The sequence below is a fragment of the Shimia sediminis genome (genome assembly GCF_003990645.1).
Lineage (GTDB): Bacteria > Pseudomonadota > Alphaproteobacteria > Rhodobacterales > Rhodobacteraceae > Shimia > Shimia sediminis.
Map to the genome: position 1 here is coordinate 30,051 of NZ_RYZK01000014.1, position 22,077 is coordinate 52,127.

Genomic DNA, 22,077 nt, shown 5'->3' on the forward strand with positions numbered 1-22,077 from the left:
ACCCGAAATGCCCGATCTGCTGATTGAACTGTTCTCCGAGGAAATCCCCGCGCGCATGCAGGCGCGTGCGGCTGACGACCTGAAAAAACGTGTGACGGACGGTTTGGTCGAGGCGGGTCTGACCTATGCCGGGGCACATGGATTTTCGACACCGCGCCGCCTGACATTGGCCCTGGAAGGGCTGCTGGCCGAAAGCCCGACAGTGCGTGAAGAGCGCAAAGGGCCAAAGGTGGGCGCGCCGGACAAGGCGATTGAGGGGTTCCTGCGCGGGGCCGGTGTGGCACGTGAGGATCTGCAAGAGCGCGAGACCCCCAAGGGCGCGGTCTATTTTGTCACCATCGAGAAACCGGGCCGCCCCGCGGCTGAAATCATTGCCGAGGTGCTGGAAGACACCATCCGCAACTTCCCCTGGCCCAAGTCGATGCGCTGGGGTGCCGGGACTTTGCGTTGGGTGCGACCGCTGCATTCGATCTTGTGCATTCTGTCGGATGAAGCCGGGCACAGCGTTGTGCCGCTGGACATCGACGGGATCAAATCGGGGGATGTCACCGAGGGTCACCGGTTCATGGGCTCGGGCCGCTTTGCGGTCACGGGTTTCGAAGACTATGAGGTCAAGCTGAAGCGCGACCATGTGGTGCTGAACCCGCAGGAGCGCGCCGAGCATATCTGGCATGACGCCACCAACATGGCCTTTGCCCAAGGGCTGGACGTGGTCGAGGACAAGGGGCTGCTGACCGAGGTTGCTGGGCTGGTGGAATGGCCAGTCGTGCTGATGGGCGATATTGCCGAGGATTTCCTCGGCCTGCCGCCTGAGGTGTTGCAGACCTCGATGAAGGAACATCAGAAGTTTTTCTCGGTGAAGAACCCCAAGACGGGTCGGATCGAAAAGTTCATCACCGTTGCCAATCGCGAGACCAAGGACAATGGCGCGACCATTCTGGCGGGGAACCAGAAGGTTCTGTTTGCGCGCCTGTCGGATGCCAAGTTCTTCTGGGAGAACGATCTGCGCGTGGCCGAGGCCGGGGCGGACGCCTGGCTGGAGAGCCTGAACAACGTGACCTTCCACAACAAGCTGGGCACGCAGGGTGATCGGATCGCTCGGTTCACGGCGCTGGCGCAGGAGCTGGCCGGGGTGGTTGCTGCCGAGGCAGAGGTGATTGGCGAGGCCGCGCGCTTTGCCAAGGCGGACCTGAGTTCCGAGATGGTCTATGAATTCCCCGAGCTGCAGGGTTTGATGGGGCGCTACTACGCGGCGGCTGCAGGCCGGGGCGAAGAGGTCGCGGCCGCGGCCGAAGAGCATTATTCGCCATTGGGGCCGTCCGATGACGTGCCCACGGCGCCGGTCTCGGTGGCTGTGGCACTGGCGGACAAGCTCGACACATTGACCGGGTTCTGGGCGATTGACGAGAAACCCACCGGGTCAAAAGACCCGTTTGCATTGCGTCGGGCGGCGCTGGGCGTGATCCGGCTGGTGCTGGAGAATGATCTGCGGTTGGGGTTGGACGCACACTTTGACCGGCAATTGCTGCGCCACGAAGCCCATCAGGGCGATGACGAATTGCTGGCGCGCGCCTTGATGCAGGACCTCAGCGTTGAAATCGCGGATCATGGTGTTCTGGGGGCGGTTGTCCGGACCGTTCAGGATGCCATCGACGGCGATTTGCCAAAGTACATTGAAGAAGTACGTAACAGGCTGCCGGACACCTCGCGCGATCTGTTGGGCTTTTTCCACGACCGTCTCAAGGTCTATCTGCGCGACGAAGGTGTGCGCCATGACGTGATTGACGCCTGTATCGCGATGCCGGGGAACGATGACCTGAACCTCTTGGTGAAACGCGCGCGGGCGCTGGAGGCGTTCTTGCGGACCGAGGATGGCGAGAACCTGTTGCAAGGCTTCAAGCGCGCCAACAACATCCTGACCCAGGCCGAGGAAAAGGACGGGGTGGAATACAGCTTTGGCGCGGATGTGAAACACGCACAGGACGACAGCGAAAAGGCGCTGTTTGCCGCGTTGGATGTGCAGGAGGGAGCGATCTCTTCGGCCATCGGATCGGAAGATTTCGCGGCCGCCATGGGCGGTATGGCCGCGCTGCGGGCGCCGATTGATGCCTTTTTCGAGGCTGTGCAGGTGAACAGTGACAATGAGATCGTGCGCCGCAATCGCCTAAATCTGTTGTCACGCATTCGCACAATCTGTCTTGGGGTTGCTGATCTGACCCGCGTCGAGGGCTGAGGCCGCATCAGGCTTGACGCGCTGGTCAAGGTTTTCCTTGAACCGGCGCGGCTTAACCTTATGCTGCGGAGCCAAGGAGAGGTGCCGCAGTGCAGCAAGACAACCCCGATATCACATTTATCACCGCCAGCGCCCCGGTGGCGACGTCCTCTCATGGAGGGCGCGCCAAGTGCCTGCAGCGCCTTGTGCGCCTGGACCTGCCGGTTCCAAAGACGGTCGCTCTGTCCTTTGACGAAGTGCACCGGATCGCCGCGGGCGACATGCCTGACATGGCCGCGCTGATTGCACAGCTTCAGTCCGACAGCCTGATCTGCGTGCGCCCCTCTTCGGAGGACCCGGATTGGGGCGGACCTGGGGCCATTTTGAACATTGGCATGAATGACGCGCGCCACGCCGAGTTGAGCAAATCGTTGGGCGGTGAGGCTGCCAATGCGCTTTATGCCCGGTTCATCCAGTCCTATTCGATCCATGTGGCGCGGCTGGATCCCGACATGTTTGACGACATGGACATGGCGGCGGAGGACATTTGCGAACAGGCCCTTGCGGCCTATGAGGACGAGGCGGAAGAGCCGTTTCCCCAGGACCCCGCGAAACAGTTGGGCGGCGTTCTGAGGTCCATGGCGCGCGCCTGGGAAGGCACGTCGGCGCGGTTGCTGCGACAGGCCAAAGGCGCCCCGGCGGATGCCGGGCTGGGCCTTGTGGTTCAAGAGATGGTTTTGGGCCTCGGGCACGGCGAATGTGGCTCGGGTGTGCTGCAGCTGGTCAACACGACAACAGGCATGCCGCAGACCACGGGGCGTTACCTTAGCCAATCCCAAGGGCGGGATGCGTTGGAGACCGGCGCGGCCTCGCTTTACATCGAAAAGGATCCGCGCGGCCCGTCGCTGGAAGAAGAAGCCCCCGTCGCCTTTGAAGCGTTGAAAGTCCATGCGGCGTTGATGCGTGAAAGGCTGCGCGAGGAAATGCAGATCGAGTTCACCATCGAGAACGGCGCGGTGCATATTCTGGATGGTGTGCGGGTCCAGCGGTCGGCCCGCGCCGCCGTGCGCATAGCGGTGCAGCTGGCCAAAGATGGCATCATTCCGCGCGAAGAGGCGCTGATGCGGATTGAGCCGCGCGCCTTGAACGAATTGCTGCACCGGCAGATTGATCCCGAGGCAGAGCGCGATGTGATTGCGACAGGTATTGCGGCCAGCCCCGGCGCGGCAACCGGTAAGATCGTGTTTTCCGCTGCCGAGGCGCAGGCAAGCGCAGCACGGGGCGAAAACTGTGTCCTGGTGCGCCGCGAGACCAACCCCGAGGATATTCGCGGCATGCATGCCGCCAACGCAGTCCTGACCGAACGCGGGGGCATCACCAGCCACGCGGCTGTGATTGGGCGTGGGCTTGGCCTGCCTTGTGTGGTCGGGGCCTCATCCTTGCGGTTTCAGATGCGCAAGAAAGGTCTGATCGCGCCGGATGGACGGGTGTTTCGCGAGGGCGACGTGATCACGATTGATGGATCTGAGGGTCAGATTCTGGCGGGTCAGCCACCGATGCTGGAGGCGGCGTTGGATGATGCCTTTCAGGCGCTGATGGATTGGGCGGATGATGCGCGCGACATTGACGTGCGCGCCAATGCCGACACGCCGGCGGACGCCAAGACGGCGCGCAACTTTCGCGCCAAGGGTATTGGCCTTTGTCGGACCGAGCACATGTTCTTTGACGCGGATCGCCTGACGGTGATGCGGGAAATGATCTTTGCGGATGCCTCGGATGATCGTCGCTCGGCGCTTGAGCAGCTTTTGCCGATGCAGCGCGCCGACTTTATCGAGTTGTTCCGCATCATGGAGGGGCAGCCGGTCTGCATCCGCTTGTTTGACCCGCCCTTGCACGAGTTCCTGCCGACAGACCGCGCGGGCCTGCGTGATCTGGCCGAGGCGCTGAGCCTGCCTTTGTCTGATGTGACACGCCGGGTCGAGGCGCTGGGCGAGTACAACCCCATGCTGGGCATGCGTGGCGTGCGGTTGGGGATCACGATCCCCGAGATTTACGACATGCAGGCGCGCGCGATTTTCGAAGCCACGATTGAAGCCAGCCGCGATGGCGATCCGGTGGTGCCCGAGATCATGATCCCGCTGGTCAGCGCCAAGCGCGAGGTCGAGCTGGTCAAAACCCGTGTCGATGCGGTTGCGGCGGCGGTACGCACTGAAACCGGTGTGGATTTCACCTATCGGCTTGGGGTTATGGTTGAAACCCCACGCGCGGCATTGCGCGCCGAGGAAATTGCCCCGCATTGCCATTTCTTCAGTTTTGGCACCAACGACCTGACCCAAATGACCTATGGTCTGTCGCGCGATGATGCGGGCCGGTTCATGTCGGCCTATGTGCAACAGGGCGTGTATCCGGAAGACCCGTTTCACACCCTGGATGCAGAAGGGGTTGGGGAGTTGCTGAAACTGGGTGCCGAGCGCGGACGGCGTGCGCAGCCCGATCTGACCCTGTCGGTGTGCGGTGAACATGGTGGCAGCCCCGAATCAATCGCGTTCTGCCGCAGGATCGGGCTGGACTATGTGTCCTGCTCGCCGTTTCGCGTTCCAGTTGCACGATTGGCGGCGGCGCAACTGGCGATTCAGGACAAAATAGGGTGAATCCTTAGAATTCTGCCGCTACATCTTGACATTTTTGCAAAGCTGGTTTCGCGATTCCGGGCGAAACTGGACCTTTTGGGCGGATTGCTGTAAGACCCCCGAAACTCGGACTGGGGAGGGTCCGACAGAAGTTGTCTGCGAGGTGGCCCATGCCACGATTTGTTACTGTCATTCTGGCGCTTGTACTGGTTGGATCCGGTGCCGTCGCCGAGGCCCCGACCGGCCAGCACACCAGCGCCACCCAAAAGGCGCGTTTTGGGCAGACTCTGTTCTCGGGCACCAAGCTCAAGGCGCTTCTGGGTGCTGAAAAGCGCCGGAAAGTCACCGAGATCCAGTTCTCGCGCAAATGGATTGACGCCCAGCCCAAAGTGGCCAAGGGCGATGCCGAATGGCAGTGCCTGACCGAAGCTTTGTATTTCGAAGCGCGGGGCGAGAGTGTCAAAGGGCAGTTTGCGGTGGCCGAGGTCATCATGAACCGCGTTGACCACAACTATTACCCGTCCAGCCTGTGCGGTGTGATCAAGCAAGGCACCGGCAAGAAATACCAATGCCAGTTCACCTATACCTGCGACGGCGTGGCCGAGAAGATCCACGAACCCGCCGCCTTTGACCGGGTTGGCAAAGTGGCGCAGTTCATGATCGACGGTGCGCCGCGAGAGCTGACCAATGGCGCAACCCATTACCACACCAAGGCGGTTTCTCCTGCCTGGTCGCGTCAGTTCAAACGCACGGCGACGATCGGCGTGCACCACTTTTATCGCCAGCCTCCGGTCCGGCTTTCGTCGAACTGAGCCTGTTCGCATCCAGCATCTGCCGCGTTTCGGGGCTGGCCTGCCGCAAGGTGGCCTGTTAACTGCGAGCGCGTGGGGTAACTCCCTGCTGAAACCATGAGGACTGGCTTTGATGACCGACGAAACCCATCTGGCGTTTGCCCATCCGATCGAGCGTTCCGAGGCAACTGCAGGGGCGAATCCGCTGGACCGGATCTCGGTCCGCGACCTGACCGTGGACGTGGAGATCGGCGCCTTTCAGGTCGAACGGGACACCACACAGCGCCTGCGGTTCAACGTGGTTGTCGAAGTGGCGCAGCTGGATCTTAACGTCGCAGACGATGTCGATAAAATCCTGTCATACGACAAGGTCACCGAGGCGGTTCAAACGGAATTGGCAGCAGAGCGGCTGAACCTGCTGGAGACCTTGGCCGAGCGCATTGGGGATCGCATTCTTATGGAACCCCAGGCCGTGCGCGTCTTTGTGCGCATCGAAAAGCTGGATCGAGGCCCCGGCGTTCTTGGGGTGGAGATCGTGCGCAGCGGCGCCACAGGAAACACGCCAAAAGACGAAGCGCCGCTTTTGCCGCTGGTGGTGTATCTGTCGCAGGAAGCAACCCGGTCGAAATTGTTGCCGGGCTGGGTCGAGCAGTTGAGCCTGCAACCTGAGCCGGTTGTTTTTTGTGTCGGGCCGCAATCAATCCCGGCGCCAAAGGCCACAGGCCTGGCGGCGCAGTTTCGGATTGATCTGTTGGCGATTGAGCAAAATGCCTGGGCCGTTGCCGCGCAAATGGACACTTGTGAGGTCGTGGCATCCCGCACTGAACTGGACTGGGCGATGAAGAATGGGCAGCCCTGCGTGTGGGCGCCTTCCAAGATTGTTCTGGATTCTGTTGATGGGCCCAAGTCCGATGGCTCGGATGGGCTGGCCCTGGCGCTGTGGTTTGCCGAAATGATTGAGGCGCAGTCCGTGCTTTCGATCGGCGAGAGATTGCCGGAAAACCCTGCAATCCCGGCACGATACGTTCCGGCGGACAGTGCACACCTGTAGAGGCTTGCCAAGCTGGGCGGAAAGGCCCATTCAGAACTCATGAAGACCTACTATCGTGCAATCCCGCAGACCGACGCGGCGCGCCCCGATGGCGCGTTGCAACTGGCGGGGGGCTGGACCTGGTTCACCCAGGTCGAGGTTTTGTCCCGTGATGCGCCGCCCACAGTTGTGGATGTGGCGCAGGTTCCGGGCGGCATTCTAGGGCGCATGACAGCGCTCCGCGCGGATATCGGCCCTCTGTCCATGAACGAACCGCAGGTGATGGGCATTCTGAATGTGACCCCGGACAGTTTTTCGGACGGAGGGCAGCACAGCTCTTTGGATCAGGCTGTTGGACATGCCCAAACGATGGCCGAGGCAGGTGCCACTTTGATTGATATCGGCGGGGAATCGACGCGCCCCGGAGCCGCTGAGGTCCCGGAGGCAGAGGAGATCGCGCGCACCGCGCCGGTGATTGCGCAGATCTCAAAGTCGCTGGGGGTTCCTATCAGCATCGACACCCGCAAAGCATTGGTGGCCGAGGCCGCGTTGAATGCCGGGGCCGCATTGGTCAATGACGTAGCCGGGTTTACGTTTGATCCCGCGCTTGGGCCACTTTGTGCGACGCGCCAGGTGCCGGTTTGCGTCATGCATGCACAGGGCGATCCTGCGACCATGCAACAGAACCCAACCTACGATGACGTGCTGCTGGATGTGTATGACTATCTGGAAGAGCGCATAGAGTGGCTTGAGGGTCTTGGGCTGGCGAGAGAACAGATTTTGGTTGATCCCGGCATCGGTTTCGGCAAAACGATAGCACATAACCTCGCGCTTCTGGCGCGGCTAAGTCTATTTCATACGTTGGGTTGCCCGATCCTGCTTGGCGCGAGCCGCAAGGCCTTTATCAAGGTGATTGGCAAAGCAGAAGACCCGATGAAGCGCGTTGGCGGTTCGGTTGCTGTCGCGCTGGAAGGCATTGCACAGGGCATTCAGGTCGTGCGGGTGCACGACGTGGAAGAAACTCGGCAGGCGGTGCAATTATGGCGCGCCATTACACTGGGAGAGTATTTTGGGACGTAAGTTTTTTGGCACCGACGGGGTGCGCGGTAAGGCAAATCAATACCCCATGACCGCTGAGATGGCCCTGCGTATCGGCGCTGCTGTCGGGCGACATTTCCGCAATGATGGCCAGAACAACCACCGGGTTGTGATTGGCAAGGATACTCGGCTGTCGGGGTATATGTTTGAGAATGCGCTGACCGCGGGTCTGACCTCGACCGGTATGAATGTTCTGCTGCTAGGCCCGGTGCCGACGCCGGCGGTGGGGCTGCTGACCACCTCGATGCGCGCGGATCTTGGCGTGATGATTTCAGCCAGCCACAATCCCGCCGAAGACAACGGGATCAAGTTCTTTGGCCCAGACGGGTTCAAACTCTCGGATGAAGACGAGTTGGATATCGAACGTCTGATCGAAGAAGGCGTCGAGCCGAGCCACGCTGAGAACATCGGACGTGCCAAGCGGATTGACGATGGTCTGTTCCGGTATATCGAGCGGGTCAAAAGCTCGGTGCCGAATGCGGTGCCGCTGCAGGGTATGAAGGTCGTGATCGACTGTGCCAATGGCGCAGGCTACCGCGCTGCCCCCGAGGCGTTGTGGGAGCTGGGGGCCGAAGTGATCCCCGTAGGTGTCTCGCCAAATGGTCGCAACATCAACCTGGCGTGTGGATCAACCTATACCAAGACCGCAGCCGAGGCGGTTGTGGCGCATGGCGCCGATGTTGGGATTTCGCTGGATGGTGATGCCGACCGGGTGATGATCATCGATGAAAACGGCAAGGTTGCGGACGGCGATCAGATCATGGCTCTGTTGGCAGAGCGCTGGGCGGCGCAGGACAGGCTGGAGGGCGGCGCGCTGGTCGCGACGGTGATGTCCAACCTGGGTCTGGAGCGGTTCCTTGAGGGCAAAGGTCTGCGTCTGGAGCGGACAGCGGTCGGCGATCGCTACGTTGTCGAGGCTATGCGCAAGGGGGGCTACAACCTTGGTGGCGAACAGTCTGGGCATATCGTGATGACCGACCACGCCACGACCGGAGATGGTCTGATGGCCGGGCTGCAGTTCCTTGCGGCTATGGCGGAAACCAACCTGCCTGCTTCAGAGCTGGCGCACCGGTTCGAGACCGTGCCGCAGATGTTGAAGAACGTCCGTTACGGCATCGGGCAAGCGCCACTTGAGACACAGGACGTGAAGGCCGCCATTGCCGACGCCGAAAACGTTTTGTCAGGCAAGGGCCGCCTGCTCATCCGCAAGTCCGGCACCGAGCCATTGGTGCGGGTCATGGCCGAATGTGAGGATGCGGTGTTGCTGGAGAAAACCGTGGACAGTGTGGTGAACGCGGTGCAGGCCGCCCTGTGACGGCCTGCAGTTGCGGGGTTAACCCCTTAGCTTGTGATGCAGCAGGATCGGCACGACAAGGTCTTCTTCGTCGGTCAGGTGCCGCTGAAGAAATCCGCCGATTGCGCCGGTTTCCTTTAGCAGACCGGGCAGTTCCAGCTGCGCGTCCTTTGGCGACAGGTGCGACAGTTTCAGGTAGCGATTGGCCGCACCCGTGAGCCGGTCAAGAAGCGCGTCCAGCTCTTCATGATCTGTCTCCAGCATGTCCAGTCCCTGCATGAACCGCGCGTCGGCCCCGGCAAGTTCCGGGAAAAAGGAGCGGTCCTCCCAGCCATGATGGCCGTGCAGGTTCTGCACCAGAAGGTTGCCGAACTGCCCAAGCCGTTTGGCATAGGCCTCGGGGTCCATGGTGCGGTCGATCACCTGTTCTGTCGCTGTGTGAACAATCTCGCCCAGGCGGCGAAACATTTGATGAGCCCCCATCCAATGCTGGATGGACTCGGCGAAATCCGGGTGATCCGGCCAGGCTTCGCGCGGATAATCCCGGAGCAGGACCTGCATCTCAGTAGGCAGGCCCTGTCTGGTATGAATGCTCGTATCAGTCATAGGCATCAGATGTGATGGGTGGGTGTGAGTTACAACATAACATATTGTGCGTCCCTGAACCGGGTCTGTGCGTCAGGCGCCATAAGGGGTGCGGCGTCGCTTGCGCCCAAGCAACAGGCCGCCAAGGATCAACACCAGCGAGATCAGCAATTGCGGCGGCAGGTCTTCGCGCAGCAGCACTGCGCCGAAGAGCACCGACCAGATCGGCACCTGATAATTCACCAGGGACATAAAGCTTGGGCCGGCGTCGCGCACCACCTGTACGATCATGACCTGCGCAAAGGCCGTGGGCAGAATGGCCAGGTAGATCAGGGCAACCAGCGATGTCGTTGATGCCGCCTGGGGGACGCCCTCTTGCCAGAGTGCGATGGGCAGGATCAGCGCCGCGCCACATATCAGCGCCGCCGCCGACAGGGACAACATGTTGGTCGGTGGGCACAGCCGGGTGCAGATCGAGCCAATGGCATAACACAGCGCCGCCCCCAGACAGGCCATGCGCGCCCAGGCCTCGAAATCCGACCCGAGGGATTGAAACGCGTCCAACCCGATCAGGATGAGCACCCCGACAAAGCCGATGGTAAAGCTGACGACTTTGCGCAAAGACATACGTTCACCCGGCACCAACACATGCGCCAGGGGCAACACGAACAGGGGCACCACGGCCATACAGACCCCGGCAAATCCCGATGCGACGTATTTTTGCCCCCAACTCAGGAGCGTGAAGGGCAGGGCGTTTGAGAAGATGCCCATGAGCAGGGCAAACCCCCAGATGCGTTTGCCGTCGGGCGTGCGCCAATCGGGCAGGCCAATACCCAAGGCGCGCACCACAAGGTAAAGCGCGGCGGCGCCCAGCACCACGCGCGAGGCAACCACGGTCAGCGGGCCAAAATCGCGCAGGGCAATGGTCACCGACATGAAGGACGCGCCCCAGATGATCCCGAGGCTGATTAGTTTGAGCCAATTGCGTAGTCCGGGTGAGTCGCTCATCACGTCGAGTTCCATTATTTGACCAAGCGACCTTAGTCCTTGACGGTAAAAAGAAAAGGGGCACCCAACCGGGCGCCCCTGTGCAAACTGATTGCGCCCTGAAGGGGATCAGTTCTTTTCTTTGTCGACCATTTTGCCGGCCGAGATCCATGGCATCATGCCGCGCAGCTTGGCGCCGGTTTCTTCGATCATGTGCTCGTCGTTGTGACGACGCGAGGCTTTGATGGTCGGTTGACCAACGGCGTTTTCCAGCATGAAGTCGCGGACGAACTTGCCTTCCTGAATGTCGGTCAGAACCTCTTTCATGCGGGCTTTGGTTTCGTCGTACTTGAGGATACGCGGGCCGGTGACGTACTGGCCATACTCTGCCGTGTTCGAGATCGAGTAGTCCATGTTGGCGATGCCGCCTTCATAGATCAGGTCCACGATCAGCTTCACTTCGTGCAGGCATTCGAAATAGGCCATCTCGGGCGCGTAGCCCGCTTCGACCAGGGTCTCAAAGCCGCAGCGGATCAGTTCAACCAGGCCACCGCAGAGAACGGCCTGTTCGCCAAAGAGGTCGGTTTCGCACTCTTCGCGGAAGTTGGTCTCGATGATGCCCGAGCGTCCGCCACCGATGGCCGAGCAGTAGGACAGGCCGATTTCCAGCGCTTTGCCGGTTGCGTCGGTGTCAACGGCCACCAGGCAGGGCACGCCGCCGCCTTTGGTGTATTCGCCGCGCACGGTGTGGCCGGGGCCTTTGGGGGCCATCATGATGACGTCGATGCCTTCTTTCGGCTCGATCAGGCCGAAGTGCACGTTCAGGCCGTGGGCAAACGCGATGGCTGCACCGGGCTTGATGTTGTCGTGGACGTATTTCTTGTAGGTTTCGGCCTGCAGTTCGTCGGGCATGGTGAACATAATGACGTCGCACCAGGCAGCGGCTTCGGCGATACCCATGACTTCGAGACCTTCGCCTTGTGCCTTCTTGGCCGAGGCAGAGCCTTCGCGCAGGGCAACAACAACGTTCTTGGCGCCCGAGTCGCGCAGGTTCAGCGCGTGGGCGTGACCCTGGGAACCGTAGCCCAGGATGGCCACTTTCATGTCTTTGATCAGGTTAATGTCGCAATCGCGATCGTAGTAAACGCGCATCGGGCGCTCCTCTTGTTGAATGTCTGGCGGTGAATATACGCATGGCGTCAGGGAAGGCGAGTCGAGAAAGGGATGGAAACTGTGCATCATGTGAGGTAATCATTCTCGCAGATCAATAATTCCGAAAAAATCATGCTTGATGATCTAGATCGGCGCATACTGCGCAACCTTCAGGCCGAACCGACCCTGCCTTTGCCCGAGTTGGCGGATCGCTTGAGTCTGACCACCTCGCGGCTGTCCCGGCGCTTGGACAAGTTGCAGGACGCAGGCATCCTGCGCGGACAACGCGCGGTGATCGACTGGCAGGCGCTGGGCTATGCGGTTGAGGTGTCATTGCGGATCACGCTGGACAAGACACAGTCCAATGCCTTTGACGATTTCATCAGCGCGGCGCGTGAGGTGGCCGAGGTGATCGAGATCCAGACCTTTCTGGGTCGGGTCGATGTGCGGCTTTCGGTGATTGCCCGCGACATGCCGCATTACCAAGAGATTTACCGCAGTCAGATCCTGACCCTGCCGCATATCGCAGACATCGAAGCGCTGATGCATGTGGCGCGGATCAAATCCGAGGAAAGCCTGCCGATATGAGTGAACTGGACGACATCGACCGGGCGCTGGTCAAGGCGCTGGCGCGGGATGCGACTCAGTCCGCAGGGGCCTTGGGGCGCAGGCTGGGACTGAGTCAGCCCGCTACGTGGCGGCGGATCAGGCGGTTGCATGACACAGGCGTTATCAAGGGACGGCGGCTGGATCTGGACGCCGAGAAACTGGGGTTTGGGGTGACGGTGTTCCTGGGTGTGAAACTGGCGACCAAGGGGCGGGTGTCATTGGAGGATTTTGAACGAGCGGTGACCGCCATCCCCGAGGTTCAGACGGTAGAGCACGTGCTGGGCATGTACGACTACCGCTTGCGTGTGACGGCGCGGGACATCCCGGATTTTGAGCGCGTTCTGCGACGACGGATCATGACCCTGCCGGGGGTGGGGGACGTAGAGGCGAATGTCTTGCTGTCAGAAGAAAAACGGCCGGGGCCCTTGTAGACCGGGTAGGTCGGACAAATTTGTCCGACCTACGGGGCATTTGCGTCAGATTTGCCCGACAACACGACGGAACCCATTGCATGCAAAAGTAGACTTTGCCTTTGCAGGGGTTCCGCGCTAGCCATGTTCAGCTAATTTCTATGGAGAGCCAAATGGCCAGCGCAGTTGATCCTAACGGTCTTGACGAGTTTTCGGTCGTCTTTACGGACCGGTCCCTGAACCATATGTCGCAATCCTTTCAGCAGGTTATGCGCGACATTTCCGAGATGCTGAAAGATGTCTACAACGCCGACGCGGTGGCGCTTGTGCCCGGAGGCGGGACCTATGGCATGGAAGCTGTCGCGCGCCAGTTTGCCCGCGATGCCAAGACTCTGGTCGTGCGCAACGGCTGGTTCTCGTACCGCTGGAGCCAGATTTTCGAAGCCGGGGCCTTTGCGGCCGAGTCGACCGTGATGAAGGCACGCCAGACCGGAAACGATGTGACAGCGCCCTTTGCGCCTGCTCCGATCGAGGAGGTTGTTGCCAAGATTCAAGAGGTTAAACCGGATGTGGTCTTTGCGCCGCATGTTGAGACCTCGGCCGGGGTGATCCTGCCGGACGACTATATCAAGGCGATGGCAGAGGCCGCGCATGATGTGGGCGCATTGATGGTGCTGGACTGTATCGCCAGCGGGTGTGTCTGGGTCGACATGCAGGCGCTTGGCGTCGATGTCTTGTGTTCGGCCCCGCAAAAGGGCTGGTCGGCGTCGCCGTCCGCGGGGTTGGTGATGATGTCGGCTAAGGCATTGGAAAAGCTCGGGGAAACCGAGTCGGACAGCTTTGCGCTCGACCTCAAGAAATGGCATTCGATCATGATGGCCTATGAGAACGGCGGTCATGCGTATCACGCCACCATGCCGACGGATGCGCTGCGGGCGTTCCGGGATACCATGCTGGAAACCCGCGAATACGGCTTTGATAAGTTGCGGGATGCGCAGTGGGCCTTGGGCGACGGCGTGCGCGCCATGCTGGCTGAGAAGGGCATCAAAAGCGTTGCAGAACAAGGGTTTGGCGCGCCGGGTGTGGTGGTCAGCTACACCTCTGATCCTGCCATCCAGAACGGCAGCAAGTTTGTCGCCGAGGGCATGCAGATCGCCGCCGGCGTGCCGTTGGCCTGTGATGAGCCCGAGGGGTTCATGACCTTCCGTCTGGGTCTGTTTGGACTGGACAAGCTGTATGATGTCGAGGGCACCCTGGGACGTCTGAAAACGGTGCTCGACAAGGTGCTCTGAGCGCCAAAAACCGCGTCTGTTTTATGTCGGTATCGCGTCGGTACTACGTCGGTGCTGCCGACCGGTGCCTTAACCGCGCCGAAAGCGGATATTGCTATGGCCGCCGAGGCCATAGCGCAAGCTGGCGACAATGACCGCGAGGCTGATCGCCAGCCATAGCCCTCCCCAGATCATTGTTGTTCCGCCGAACTCTTCGGCGAGCATGCGCGCGTCGGAGTAAAGATGCGCGCGGGCGATGGTGTCGCTGAAAATGTCGTAGGGCACGTAGATCATGCTGGTGAGGCCGATCACACGCAGGATCAGGTCGTTGATGTCGTGGTTCAGCCATGCGGCGGCAGCGAGCATCAGGGCAGCTGTGGCAATGCCAAAGATCACCGCGAAGGGTTCGCTTGAATAGAGAAGCGTCACACCAAGGATCAGCGCGCCAAGGCACATCATGGCGATGCGGTCCGCCCGTGTATTGACGGCGGTCAGCAAAAGGATGACCCCGATCAGGAGTGAGCCGACATAGCCTGCGCTGAGCGTTAGGAAGCGGTTGCCGCCGCGGGCAAGGACTTCACCGCCTTCCATGGCGTTGACCGAGAGCGAGACGACCTCACCCCCTGTGAGGATCACCGCAATCGCGTGGCTGAGTTCGTGCAGGAAGACGATCAGCAAGCGCAGGGGGTAAATGACGTCGGTGGGCCAGAGGGCGAAAACGACGGCGCAGAGCGCCATGATCTGCCAGTGGCCCCGAAAGATGCGGGTGAGCGCCTGCATTCAGCGCACGCCGAGGCCCATTTGCATCAATGTTTTGCGGACCGGGGCCAGCGAGTAAAGCGCATTGAGGCCCATGGCGCGGGCGTCCCGCAGGGCGCGGGTTTCCACCATCGAGGCGCGGTTCAGCATGTCGATGCCTTTGACGCGCAGCTTGACCTCGGTGAAGCGTTTCTTGTGATAGGTTTCCAGCATTGTCTGATCGCCCAGGGTGGCGGGGCTGGCCTTGGCGAGGTCCAGCAGGATGCGCATGTCGCCGAGGGACATGTTGAGCCCTTGGGCACCGATCGGCGGCACGACGTGGGCGGCCTCGGCCACCAGCGCGAGGCGTTCGCCGTAGAGGCGCTCGGCGGATTGCGAGATGATGGGCCAGATGGTGCGGCGCGAGGCCAATGTCAGGGGGCCAAAGAGCGAACAACTGCGGTTTGTCATTTCGGCCTCGAAGGCGGGCACGTCCATCTCGAACAGGTCTTTGGCGCGGGGGCCGCGTTCCATCCAGACCAGCGCTGATGAGGGCTTGCCCTGATAATCAGGCAGGGGGACCAGCGTGAACGGGCCGCCCGAGCGGTGGATCTCGGTCGAGACGTTTTCGTGCGGGATCGGGTGGGTGACGGCAAAGGCGAGCGCCTTTTGGCCGTAGCGCGTGGTGTGCACATCAATGCCCGCAGCCGCGCGCATGGGCGAGTTACGGCCATCCGCGGCGATGACCAGGCGGGCGCGGGTCATGGAGCCGTCGGAGAGGGTGACGCGGGCCTCATTGGTGCGGGTGAAAAGCGATGTGGTGGCGGTGCCAAGGCGCAGATCGACGTTGTCCATTTCGCCAAGACGCGCGACCATTTCACGGCGCAAGAGCCAGTTGGGCAGGTTCCAGCCAAAGGGTTGGTCGGAAATGTCGGAGGCGTTGAAGTCCTTGACGATGCGGGGTTCTGGGATGTCTCCGCCTGCATCGACGATGCGCATGATCTGCAAAGGTGCGGCGTGTTGATCGAGGCGCGCCCAGAGGCCCGCTTCGTCCAAGAGCCCGCGTGCGGGCTGCAAAAAGGCGGTGGTGCGCAGGTCGGACCCTTCGGCGTCGCGTTCGGTGACGGGCGGCATGGGATCGACGCATTGCACGGTGAAGCCTGCGCTGCCAAAGGCGGCTGCGGCTGTCAGGCCCGCGATGCCGCCGCCAGAGATCAGGATGTCAAAGTCGTTTGCTCGGGTCATGGGAGCCTCCTGTCGCAATACCTAATGCGACAGGAGGGGGGTGCCAAGAGGGCCAAATGTCATCCCCGTGAGATCACCACAAGCAGGCCCCACATGACCGGCACCAGTGCCAGCGCCGGCAGGTAGAGGCCGGGCAGGCCAAAGGTGACAACAGCTGCGACCCAAAGCGCCAGAAACAGGAGCACGGCCAGCAGAACCGTCTTTTCCGTGGAGCGGGGGGCTTTGGGTTTGGTGGTGGATTTCAGGTCTGCGCCCGGAGTCAGGGTGCTCATGGTCATGATGCGGTTTCCTATGGTTGAACTTAAAGTCGCATCATGGATGTATGAATTTTGAGCGCCGACAGGAGGCGCTATCTTGCCGCAGGCAATTGCGGGGTCAGGTCAGTTTTTTCAGGAACCCGGTCAGGTCATCGGTGTGGTGATGGATATGGTCGGCCTCGTGCGGGGTCGGGGCCACGTGCACGGTTTTCATACCCATCTCGTGCGGCGCCTGGAGGTTCCGGGGATCGTCTTCGAACATGGCAGCGGTTTCGGTGGTGATGCCGTCGCGTTGAAACACCGCTTCGAACGCCGCGCGTTCCGGTTTGGGCAGGAAGTTGGCGTGCTCCACGCCATAGACCGCATCAAAAAGTCCCGAAAGCCCACGTGCCTCGATCACCTGTTCGGCATAGGGGCGGGTGCCGTTGGTGAAAACGATCACGCGACCGGGCAGGGCCCTGATCCGGGCCGCGAGTTGCGGGTCAGGGTCCAGCGCGTCGAATGAAATATCGTGCACGTCCGTCAGGTAGGGGCCGGGATCGACATCATGCACACGCATGAGGCCCGCGAGGGTGGTGCCGTACTCAGCCCAGTACTTCTTGCGCAGTTGATCCGCCTTTGGGCGATCCACCCCGAGCGCATCCATGACGTATTGCGTCATCTTCACCTCGATCTGATCGAAGAGGCGGACCTGCGGGGGATAGAGGGTGTTGTCGAGATCGAACACCCAGGTGGTGACATGAGAAAAAGCTTGGCGCGGCATGGGCCAATAAATAGGTCCGATACGCCATGTGTGCAATGGCGGGGTTGCCTCGGGGCCATGCGCGCGCATAGTCTGTGCGCCAGCGCCAAAGGAGCGCAAAGGGAGAAGATCGCATGTCGCAGAGCAAATCACCCCACCGGGATGCCTATTCATTGATCCTTGAGGCCATTGATGTGGGCGTGTTCAAGCCGGGCGACAGGCTGGTCGAAAGCGACCTTGCCGAGCGGTTTGGCGTGTCGCGCACTCCGATCCGGGAGGCGTTGCAGCGGTTGGAAACACAGTCGCTGCTGGCACGAGACGGGCGCAGCCTGATCGTGTCGTCGCTGGATCACAACCAGATGGCCGAACTTTATGTGGTGCGCACCGAGCTGGAGGGGCTGGCGGCGCGGTTGGCCGCACGGCACGCGACCTTGGAAGAGGTGCGGGTGCTTGGGGATATGGTCAAGGACGACGAAAAGCTGGTCGACAATCCTTCGGCTCTGGCGCGGGCGAACCGGCGTTTTCACAAGCAGATTCACCTGGCCTCGCACAACCGCTATCTAGTGCAGCAGCTTGACCTCGTGCACCGGTCGATGGCGCTGATGGCGACCACGTCGATTGCGGCCGAGGGACGTGGTGAGGATACGTTGGTCGAGCATCAGGCGATTGTCGACGCCATCGCGGCGCGGGATGAGGACGGTGCCTATGCTGCGCTGCGCAGCCACATCTCACAGGCTTTTGTCACCCGGCTCAAGCAGGAAACAGACGTCTGAGGTCTGCGCGCTGGTGCCTTCGTGGGTTTTGCCGTGAGCGGTTTTGTCCCAGTAGAACGGGCGGAATACCAGCTCGAACAGGGCTTTGTAGGACGCCAGACAGCCCAGCGTGAAATAGATTGGCAAGGTAAAGACATAAGGGATGAGAGCCGCGCGGCCCTGACCACGGATCGAGAGCGCGGAAATCCCGATGTTCAGGAGGCTGACCGCGATAAAGGCCTTTGCCACAAAACTCAGTGTGGCCTCAGAGATCAGCGGTTCGCCGGGGTAGCCAAAGCCAAGTGTCCCCCCGAGAAAGGCCCAGATCAGCGGCGCCAGAACGAATTGTGACAGCGTGCAGAGAAACACCAGTTGGAACCCCAGAAATCCCAGCGGGCCGATGTCCCGGTAGAGTTGCCGCGGAGTGCGCATGTGCACGAGGTAGGTCATCATGTAGCCTTTGAGCCAACGCGAGCGCTGCTTGATCCAGGCGACCGGGCGGCAGTTGGCCTCTTCCTGCGTGACAGACGGGATCATCTCGGTGCGATAGCCAAACCTGGCGATCCGGACTCCGAGATCGGCATCTTCGGTGACATTGTGCGCATCCCACCCCCCCAGTTCTTCGATGGCATCGCGGCGCATAAACAGAGTGGTGCCGCCGAGCGGAATAGGAAATCCCATGCGCACCAATCCCGGCAAGATACAGCGAAACCATGAGGCGTATTCGAGCGTGAAACAGCGCGACAGCCAATTGGTCCAGGGGTTGTAGTAGTCGAGAATACCTTGAACACAGACCACGTCCGGTGGGGAGCTGGCAAATTTTGCAGCAACCACGTCCAACTGATTAGGGGCAGGGGCATCTTCGGCGTCCCAGATGCCGACAATCTCGCCCCGACACTGGTCGAGTGCATAGTTCAAGGCGCGCGGCTTGGTGGTCAGGCCGCTGCCTGCCGGTACTTCGACAACCCGCATCCAGTTGGGCAGGGTGGTTCGGGCGATGGTTTCATGGGTCAGTTGATCCTCTTCCTCAAGCACCAGGAGCACATCCAGAAGAGCCTTGGGGTAGGTCAGACGCGACAGGCGCGCGATGAGGGCATGAGCAATCTCTTTCTCCCGAAACAGCGGCACCATGACCGAGATGCGTGGCAAGAGGTCAGGTTCTGGCGTAGGCAGGTTCTCTTCCGGCGGGTGGCGCAGGAAAAAGCCAATGGCGAAGAGCTTCATCACTGAGACTGCGATCAGCGAAAATACTGCCCAGAGGGTCAATCCGGCGATGAGCCAGAGCGGCTGCCAGATCAGGGCAAGTGTGCAGACAAATGCCGCCAGACTGACACAAAGGCCAAGCCAGAGGCTTTCGAGGCCCCACGTGCGACAGGAGAAGTGTTCCGGTACACGCGCTTCGGCCCGCCGGGTCAAAGGTGAGCGATGCGTTCGCGACAGATACGCTGAGATGCTGCCCTCTTCACAGAGAACCATGATGGCGTTGCCCAGTTGGTCGGGGAACAGACGGCGCAATGACTCGAACCGCTCGGGTCGGCCGGTGGCCACGAAAAGCAGGCCAGCCACGGATTGCCACGGCAGGATGTCATGCCTGAGGCAATCTTCGGGGCGCAGCAGGTCCGACAGTTCGGGATCCGGGGGGGCGCGCAGAGGATCGACAATCTGGGCGGTGTAATGGGCCGAGAGGGCGGCGAGCATACCGTCCTGGGTGACCCAACCTTTGCTGAGCAGGATCTCTGTGAGCGTCGCGCCGCAGGTTTCCTGGCGGTCGAACGCATAAAACAGCTGCCAAGGGGCGATGACGCCGGTTTCAATCAGGTGTCGGCCCAGCGACACCTGTCGCCCGCGTCGATGTGCAGGGCGAGGCCGGTCAAAATCCAATACGACTTCGTTCATACCCAGTCCCCACAAGGTCCTTGGGGACTATGCAGGAAACAAGGTTAACGTGCTGTTAACGGGCGTTAATTCTGCTTCAGGCGCGCGCGGCCATGTAGTCGGCAAACTTTTCGAACAGGTAAAAGCTGTCCTGCGGGCCGGGGCTGGCTTCGGGGTGGTGCTGGACCGAAAAGACCGGCTTGTCTGCGATGCGAATGCCACAGTTCGATCCGTCAAACAGCGAGACATGGCTTTCGACCACACCGTCAGGCAGGGTCTGGCTGTCAACTGCAAAGCCGTGGTTCATCGAGGTGATTTCGACCTTGCCGGTGTCGTGATCCTTGACCGGGTGGTTGGCGCCGTGGTGGCCGTGGTTCATCTTGATGGTTTTGGCGCCCAATGCCAGCGCCAGCATCTGGTGGCCAAGGCAAATGCCAAAGACCGGAATGTCGGCTTTCAGCACGTCCCGGATCATCGGCACGGCATAGGTGCCGGTTGCGGCGGGATCGCCGGGACCGTTTGACAGGAAAACACCGTCGGGGCTGTGGGCCAGCACCTCTTCGGCGGTGGCGGTGGCCGGCAGCACGGTCACGTCGCAGCCCGCCGAGGCGAGGCAGCGCAGGATGTTGCGCTTGGCGCCAAAGTCGACCGCGACCACTTTGTGCTTTGGGTCGTCCTGACGGCTGTAGCCCTCGGGCCAGGCCCAGCGCATTTCGTCCCAACGGTAGGATTGCGCGCAGGTGACCTCTTTGGCGAGGTCCAGACCTTCGAGGCCGGAAAAGGCGCGGGCCTTGGCGATCAGTGCTTCGGTGTCAAAGTTGCCATCGGGGTCATGGGCGAGGGCAGCGTGCGGCGCGCCCTGCTGACGAATGGCGCGGGTCAGGCGGCGGGTGTCGACGCCTCCGATGGCGATGCGGCCGCGCGCCGCAAGCCAGTTGTTCAGCGTATCCACCGAGCGCCAGTTCGACGGTTCGGTCGGGTCCCATTTCACCACCATGCCGGCAGCGACCGGATCAGCGGTCTCGTCATCTTCGGGATTGACGCCGGTATTGCCGACATGGGGGAAGGTGAAGGTCACGATCTGGCCCGCATAAGAGGGGTCGGTCATTATTTCCTGATAGCCGGTCATCGCGGTGTTGAAGCAAAGCTCGGCCACCGTGTCTCCTGTGGCGCCAAAACCGCGCCCGTAGAACAGCGTTCCATCGGCGAGAGCAAGACATGCGGTAGGGGTGGATTGGGCATCCTGGACCATGGGGCGACTCTCCGGCTGACAAATTGTCGGGAAACTACGTCGGCTGAGGTGTGGCGTCAAGGGAGAGGGGAAATTGGATATCCTTAAAAATCAATGGCTTAGAAAAATGACTGGCCGGTTGCCTCGTGAGGCTGCTTTATATATGGTCCGGGTTTCGACTTTAACGGCAAATGGCAAAGCGAATGTCCCTTCGAGAAGAGATCAACACGGCCCTGAAACAGGCCATGCGCGACCGCGCAGCGGACCGGCTGTCGACCCTGCGGCTTATCAGTGCGGCGATCAAGGATCGTGATATCGCGGCCCGTGGCGAAGGCAATGAGGATGGGGTCGGTGAGGACGAAGTCCTGCAGATCCTCTCGAAGATGGTCAAGCAACGCCAGGAAAGTGCCCGCACCTACGAAGAAGGCGGACGTCTGGACCTGGCCGAGCGTGAACTGGGCGAGATCACGGTGATCGAAGAGTTCCTGCCCAAACAGTTGGACGAGGGTGAGATCGCTGCTGCCATTGACGCTGCGATTGCAGAGATCGGCGCCAGCTCGATCCGCGACATGGGCAAGATCATGGGTGCCTTGAAATCGCAATACACCGGGCAGATGGATTTCGGCAAAGTAGGGCCAATGGTCAAGGACCGGTTGGGGTAGTTTGTTTCAGCTGTAGTTGGGCGATCCGTCTGCTCCGTGGACGAGGTGTGAATTCTGTGCGGCTGCACCAAGGGCTGCATGTTAGGAAATCGCCGCCCAACTACAGTGGTTCCTGCCGCCCTTAGGCCAGACCTGAACCCGATCGAAATGAACATTTTCCAAGCTCAAAGCTCGCCTCAGACGCATGGCCGACAAAACCTTCGACGCCTTGACCCGAGCCATCGGCGACATATGCCACCTGTCCCTGACAGAAGAATGCAACGCCTACTTCAGCGCAGCCAATTATGTCGCAGAACAAATGTCTGATGCTCTAGAGTCTGTTGGCGTGCGGGATTTCCAAATCCTCTGACTTCTGAGCCAAGGTTGCAAACAAAAGAGAGCAATTCTGGCCCTAAGAGTTTTGACCGATGCGCATTGGGTCATTATCGAACCATATTGTCTTAGGAAGCCTGCCGATCCAGGGCAGACAAAGGTGGTCCCATGGAAATGGAACGTGTCCGGTTCGC

The 22,077-nt window shown here is 60.9% G+C and carries 21 protein-coding genes; 12 read left to right on the forward strand and 9 right to left on the reverse strand.

What is annotated here, in order from left to right; genetic code table 11:
• Nucleotides 1–7 precede the first annotated feature (7 nt).
• From glyS to glmM, 6 genes are all read left to right on the forward strand, one after another.
• Nucleotides 8–2,233: a glycine--tRNA ligase subunit beta gene (gene glyS / locus EK369_RS19700; RefSeq protein WP_127115988.1), complete on the forward strand. Its 2,226-nt coding sequence runs from the start codon at nt 8–10 to the stop codon at nt 2,231–2,233.
• 89 nt (nt 2,234–2,322) lie between these two features.
• A complete protein-coding gene (ppdK, locus tag EK369_RS19705; protein ID WP_127115989.1) occupies nt 2,323–4,863 on the forward strand; it encodes a pyruvate, phosphate dikinase in 2,541 nt (846 codons plus the stop codon).
• 149 nt (nt 4,864–5,012) lie between these two features.
• Nucleotides 5,013–5,654, forward strand: a complete 642-nt coding sequence (locus tag EK369_RS19710; RefSeq protein WP_127115990.1) for a cell wall hydrolase — start codon at nt 5,013–5,015, stop codon at nt 5,652–5,654.
• 112 nt (nt 5,655–5,766) lie between these two features.
• Nucleotides 5,767–6,684 carry a dihydroneopterin aldolase gene (locus EK369_RS19715; protein WP_127115991.1) on the forward strand — a complete coding sequence of 306 codons (918 nt, stop codon included), beginning with the start codon at nt 5,767–5,769 and terminating at the stop codon, nt 6,682–6,684.
• Nucleotides 6,685–6,723: 39 nt separating this feature from the next.
• Nucleotides 6,724–7,743 carry a dihydropteroate synthase gene (folP, locus tag EK369_RS19720; RefSeq protein WP_127115992.1) on the forward strand — a complete coding sequence of 340 codons (1,020 nt, stop codon included), beginning with the start codon at nt 6,724–6,726 and terminating at the stop codon, nt 7,741–7,743.
• The gene (gene glmM, locus EK369_RS19725) at nt 7,733–9,076 is read left to right on the forward strand and encodes a phosphoglucosamine mutase (protein ID WP_127115993.1); all 1,344 of its coding nucleotides are present in this window, start codon (nt 7,733–7,735) and stop codon (nt 9,074–9,076) included. Before folP ends, glmM begins: the two co-directional genes overlap by 11 nt.
• Before the next feature lie 18 nt (nt 9,077–9,094).
• Here glmM and EK369_RS19730 read toward each other — a convergent pair whose 3' ends face one another.
• The 3 genes from EK369_RS19730 to ilvC form a co-directional block, all read right to left on the reverse strand.
• Nucleotides 9,095–9,661, reverse strand: a complete 567-nt coding sequence (locus EK369_RS19730; RefSeq protein ID WP_235871496.1) for a hemerythrin domain-containing protein — start codon at nt 9,659–9,661, stop codon at nt 9,095–9,097.
• A gap of 72 nt (nt 9,662–9,733) precedes the next feature.
• Nucleotides 9,734–10,648, reverse strand: a complete 915-nt coding sequence (locus tag EK369_RS19735; protein WP_127116021.1) for a DMT family transporter — start codon at nt 10,646–10,648, stop codon at nt 9,734–9,736.
• Nucleotides 10,649–10,756: 108 nt separating this feature from the next.
• Nucleotides 10,757–11,779: a ketol-acid reductoisomerase gene (ilvC, locus tag EK369_RS19740; RefSeq protein WP_127115994.1), complete on the reverse strand. Its 1,023-nt coding sequence runs from the start codon at nt 11,777–11,779 to the stop codon at nt 10,757–10,759.
• 132 nt (nt 11,780–11,911) lie between these two features.
• On the opposite strand from ilvC, the gene EK369_RS19745 reads away from it, so the two are divergent.
• From EK369_RS19745 to EK369_RS19755, 3 genes are all read left to right on the forward strand, one after another.
• Nucleotides 11,912–12,367: an Lrp/AsnC family transcriptional regulator gene (locus EK369_RS19745; protein WP_127115995.1), complete on the forward strand. Its 456-nt coding sequence runs from the start codon at nt 11,912–11,914 to the stop codon at nt 12,365–12,367.
• Entirely contained in the window at nt 12,364–12,819 is a 456-nt protein-coding gene (locus EK369_RS19750) for an Lrp/AsnC family transcriptional regulator (protein ID WP_127115996.1), read from the forward strand. Before EK369_RS19745 ends, EK369_RS19750 begins: the two co-directional genes overlap by 4 nt.
• A gap of 152 nt (nt 12,820–12,971) precedes the next feature.
• Nucleotides 12,972–14,090: an aminotransferase class V-fold PLP-dependent enzyme gene (locus EK369_RS19755; protein ID WP_127115997.1), complete on the forward strand. Its 1,119-nt coding sequence runs from the start codon at nt 12,972–12,974 to the stop codon at nt 14,088–14,090.
• A gap of 69 nt (nt 14,091–14,159) precedes the next feature.
• Here EK369_RS19755 and EK369_RS19760 read toward each other — a convergent pair whose 3' ends face one another.
• The 4 genes from EK369_RS19760 to EK369_RS19775 all read right to left on the reverse strand — a co-directional run bounded on the left by EK369_RS19760 (nt 14,160) and on the right by EK369_RS19775 (nt 17,072).
• Nucleotides 14,160–14,849 carry a M50 family metallopeptidase gene (locus EK369_RS19760; protein WP_127115998.1) on the reverse strand — a complete coding sequence of 230 codons (690 nt, stop codon included), beginning with the start codon at nt 14,847–14,849 and terminating at the stop codon, nt 14,160–14,162.
• Nucleotides 14,850–16,052, reverse strand: a complete 1,203-nt coding sequence (locus tag EK369_RS19765; RefSeq protein WP_127115999.1) for a UbiH/UbiF family hydroxylase — start codon at nt 16,050–16,052, stop codon at nt 14,850–14,852.
• A gap of 59 nt (nt 16,053–16,111) precedes the next feature.
• Nucleotides 16,112–16,330, reverse strand: coding sequence for a hypothetical protein (locus EK369_RS19770; RefSeq protein ID WP_127116000.1), 219 nt, complete (start codon nt 16,328–16,330; stop codon nt 16,112–16,114).
• A gap of 97 nt (nt 16,331–16,427) precedes the next feature.
• Nucleotides 16,428–17,072, reverse strand: a complete 645-nt coding sequence (locus EK369_RS19775; RefSeq protein WP_127116001.1) for a pyrimidine 5'-nucleotidase — start codon at nt 17,070–17,072, stop codon at nt 16,428–16,430.
• A 113-nt stretch (nt 17,073–17,185) separates the two neighbouring features.
• Between EK369_RS19775 and EK369_RS19780 the strand changes: the two genes are divergently transcribed.
• Nucleotides 17,186–17,824, forward strand: coding sequence for a GntR family transcriptional regulator (locus tag EK369_RS19780; protein WP_127116002.1), 639 nt, complete (start codon nt 17,186–17,188; stop codon nt 17,822–17,824).
• Here the strand turns inward: EK369_RS19780 and EK369_RS19785 are convergent.
• Both EK369_RS19785 and carA read right to left on the reverse strand, forming a co-directional pair.
• Entirely contained in the window at nt 17,780–19,699 is a 1,920-nt protein-coding gene (locus tag EK369_RS19785) for a glycosyltransferase (protein WP_127116003.1), read from the reverse strand. The two genes, EK369_RS19780 and EK369_RS19785, sit on opposite strands and share 45 nt — an antisense overlap.
• A 76-nt stretch (nt 19,700–19,775) precedes the next feature.
• Entirely contained in the window at nt 19,776–20,930 is a 1,155-nt protein-coding gene (carA, locus tag EK369_RS19790) for a glutamine-hydrolyzing carbamoyl-phosphate synthase small subunit (protein ID WP_127116004.1), read from the reverse strand.
• Nucleotides 20,931–21,112: 182 nt separating this feature from the next.
• Here carA and EK369_RS19795 point away from each other — a divergent pair, with 182 nt between their 5' ends.
• Both EK369_RS19795 and EK369_RS21865 read left to right on the forward strand, forming a co-directional pair.
• Entirely contained in the window at nt 21,113–21,571 is a 459-nt protein-coding gene (locus tag EK369_RS19795) for a GatB/YqeY domain-containing protein (RefSeq protein WP_127116005.1), read from the forward strand.
• 184 nt (nt 21,572–21,755) lie between these two features.
• Nucleotides 21,756–21,920 carry a hypothetical protein gene (locus EK369_RS21865; RefSeq protein ID WP_164727057.1) on the forward strand — a complete coding sequence of 55 codons (165 nt, stop codon included), beginning with the start codon at nt 21,756–21,758 and terminating at the stop codon, nt 21,918–21,920.
• Nucleotides 21,921–22,077: the final 157 nt, after the last annotated feature.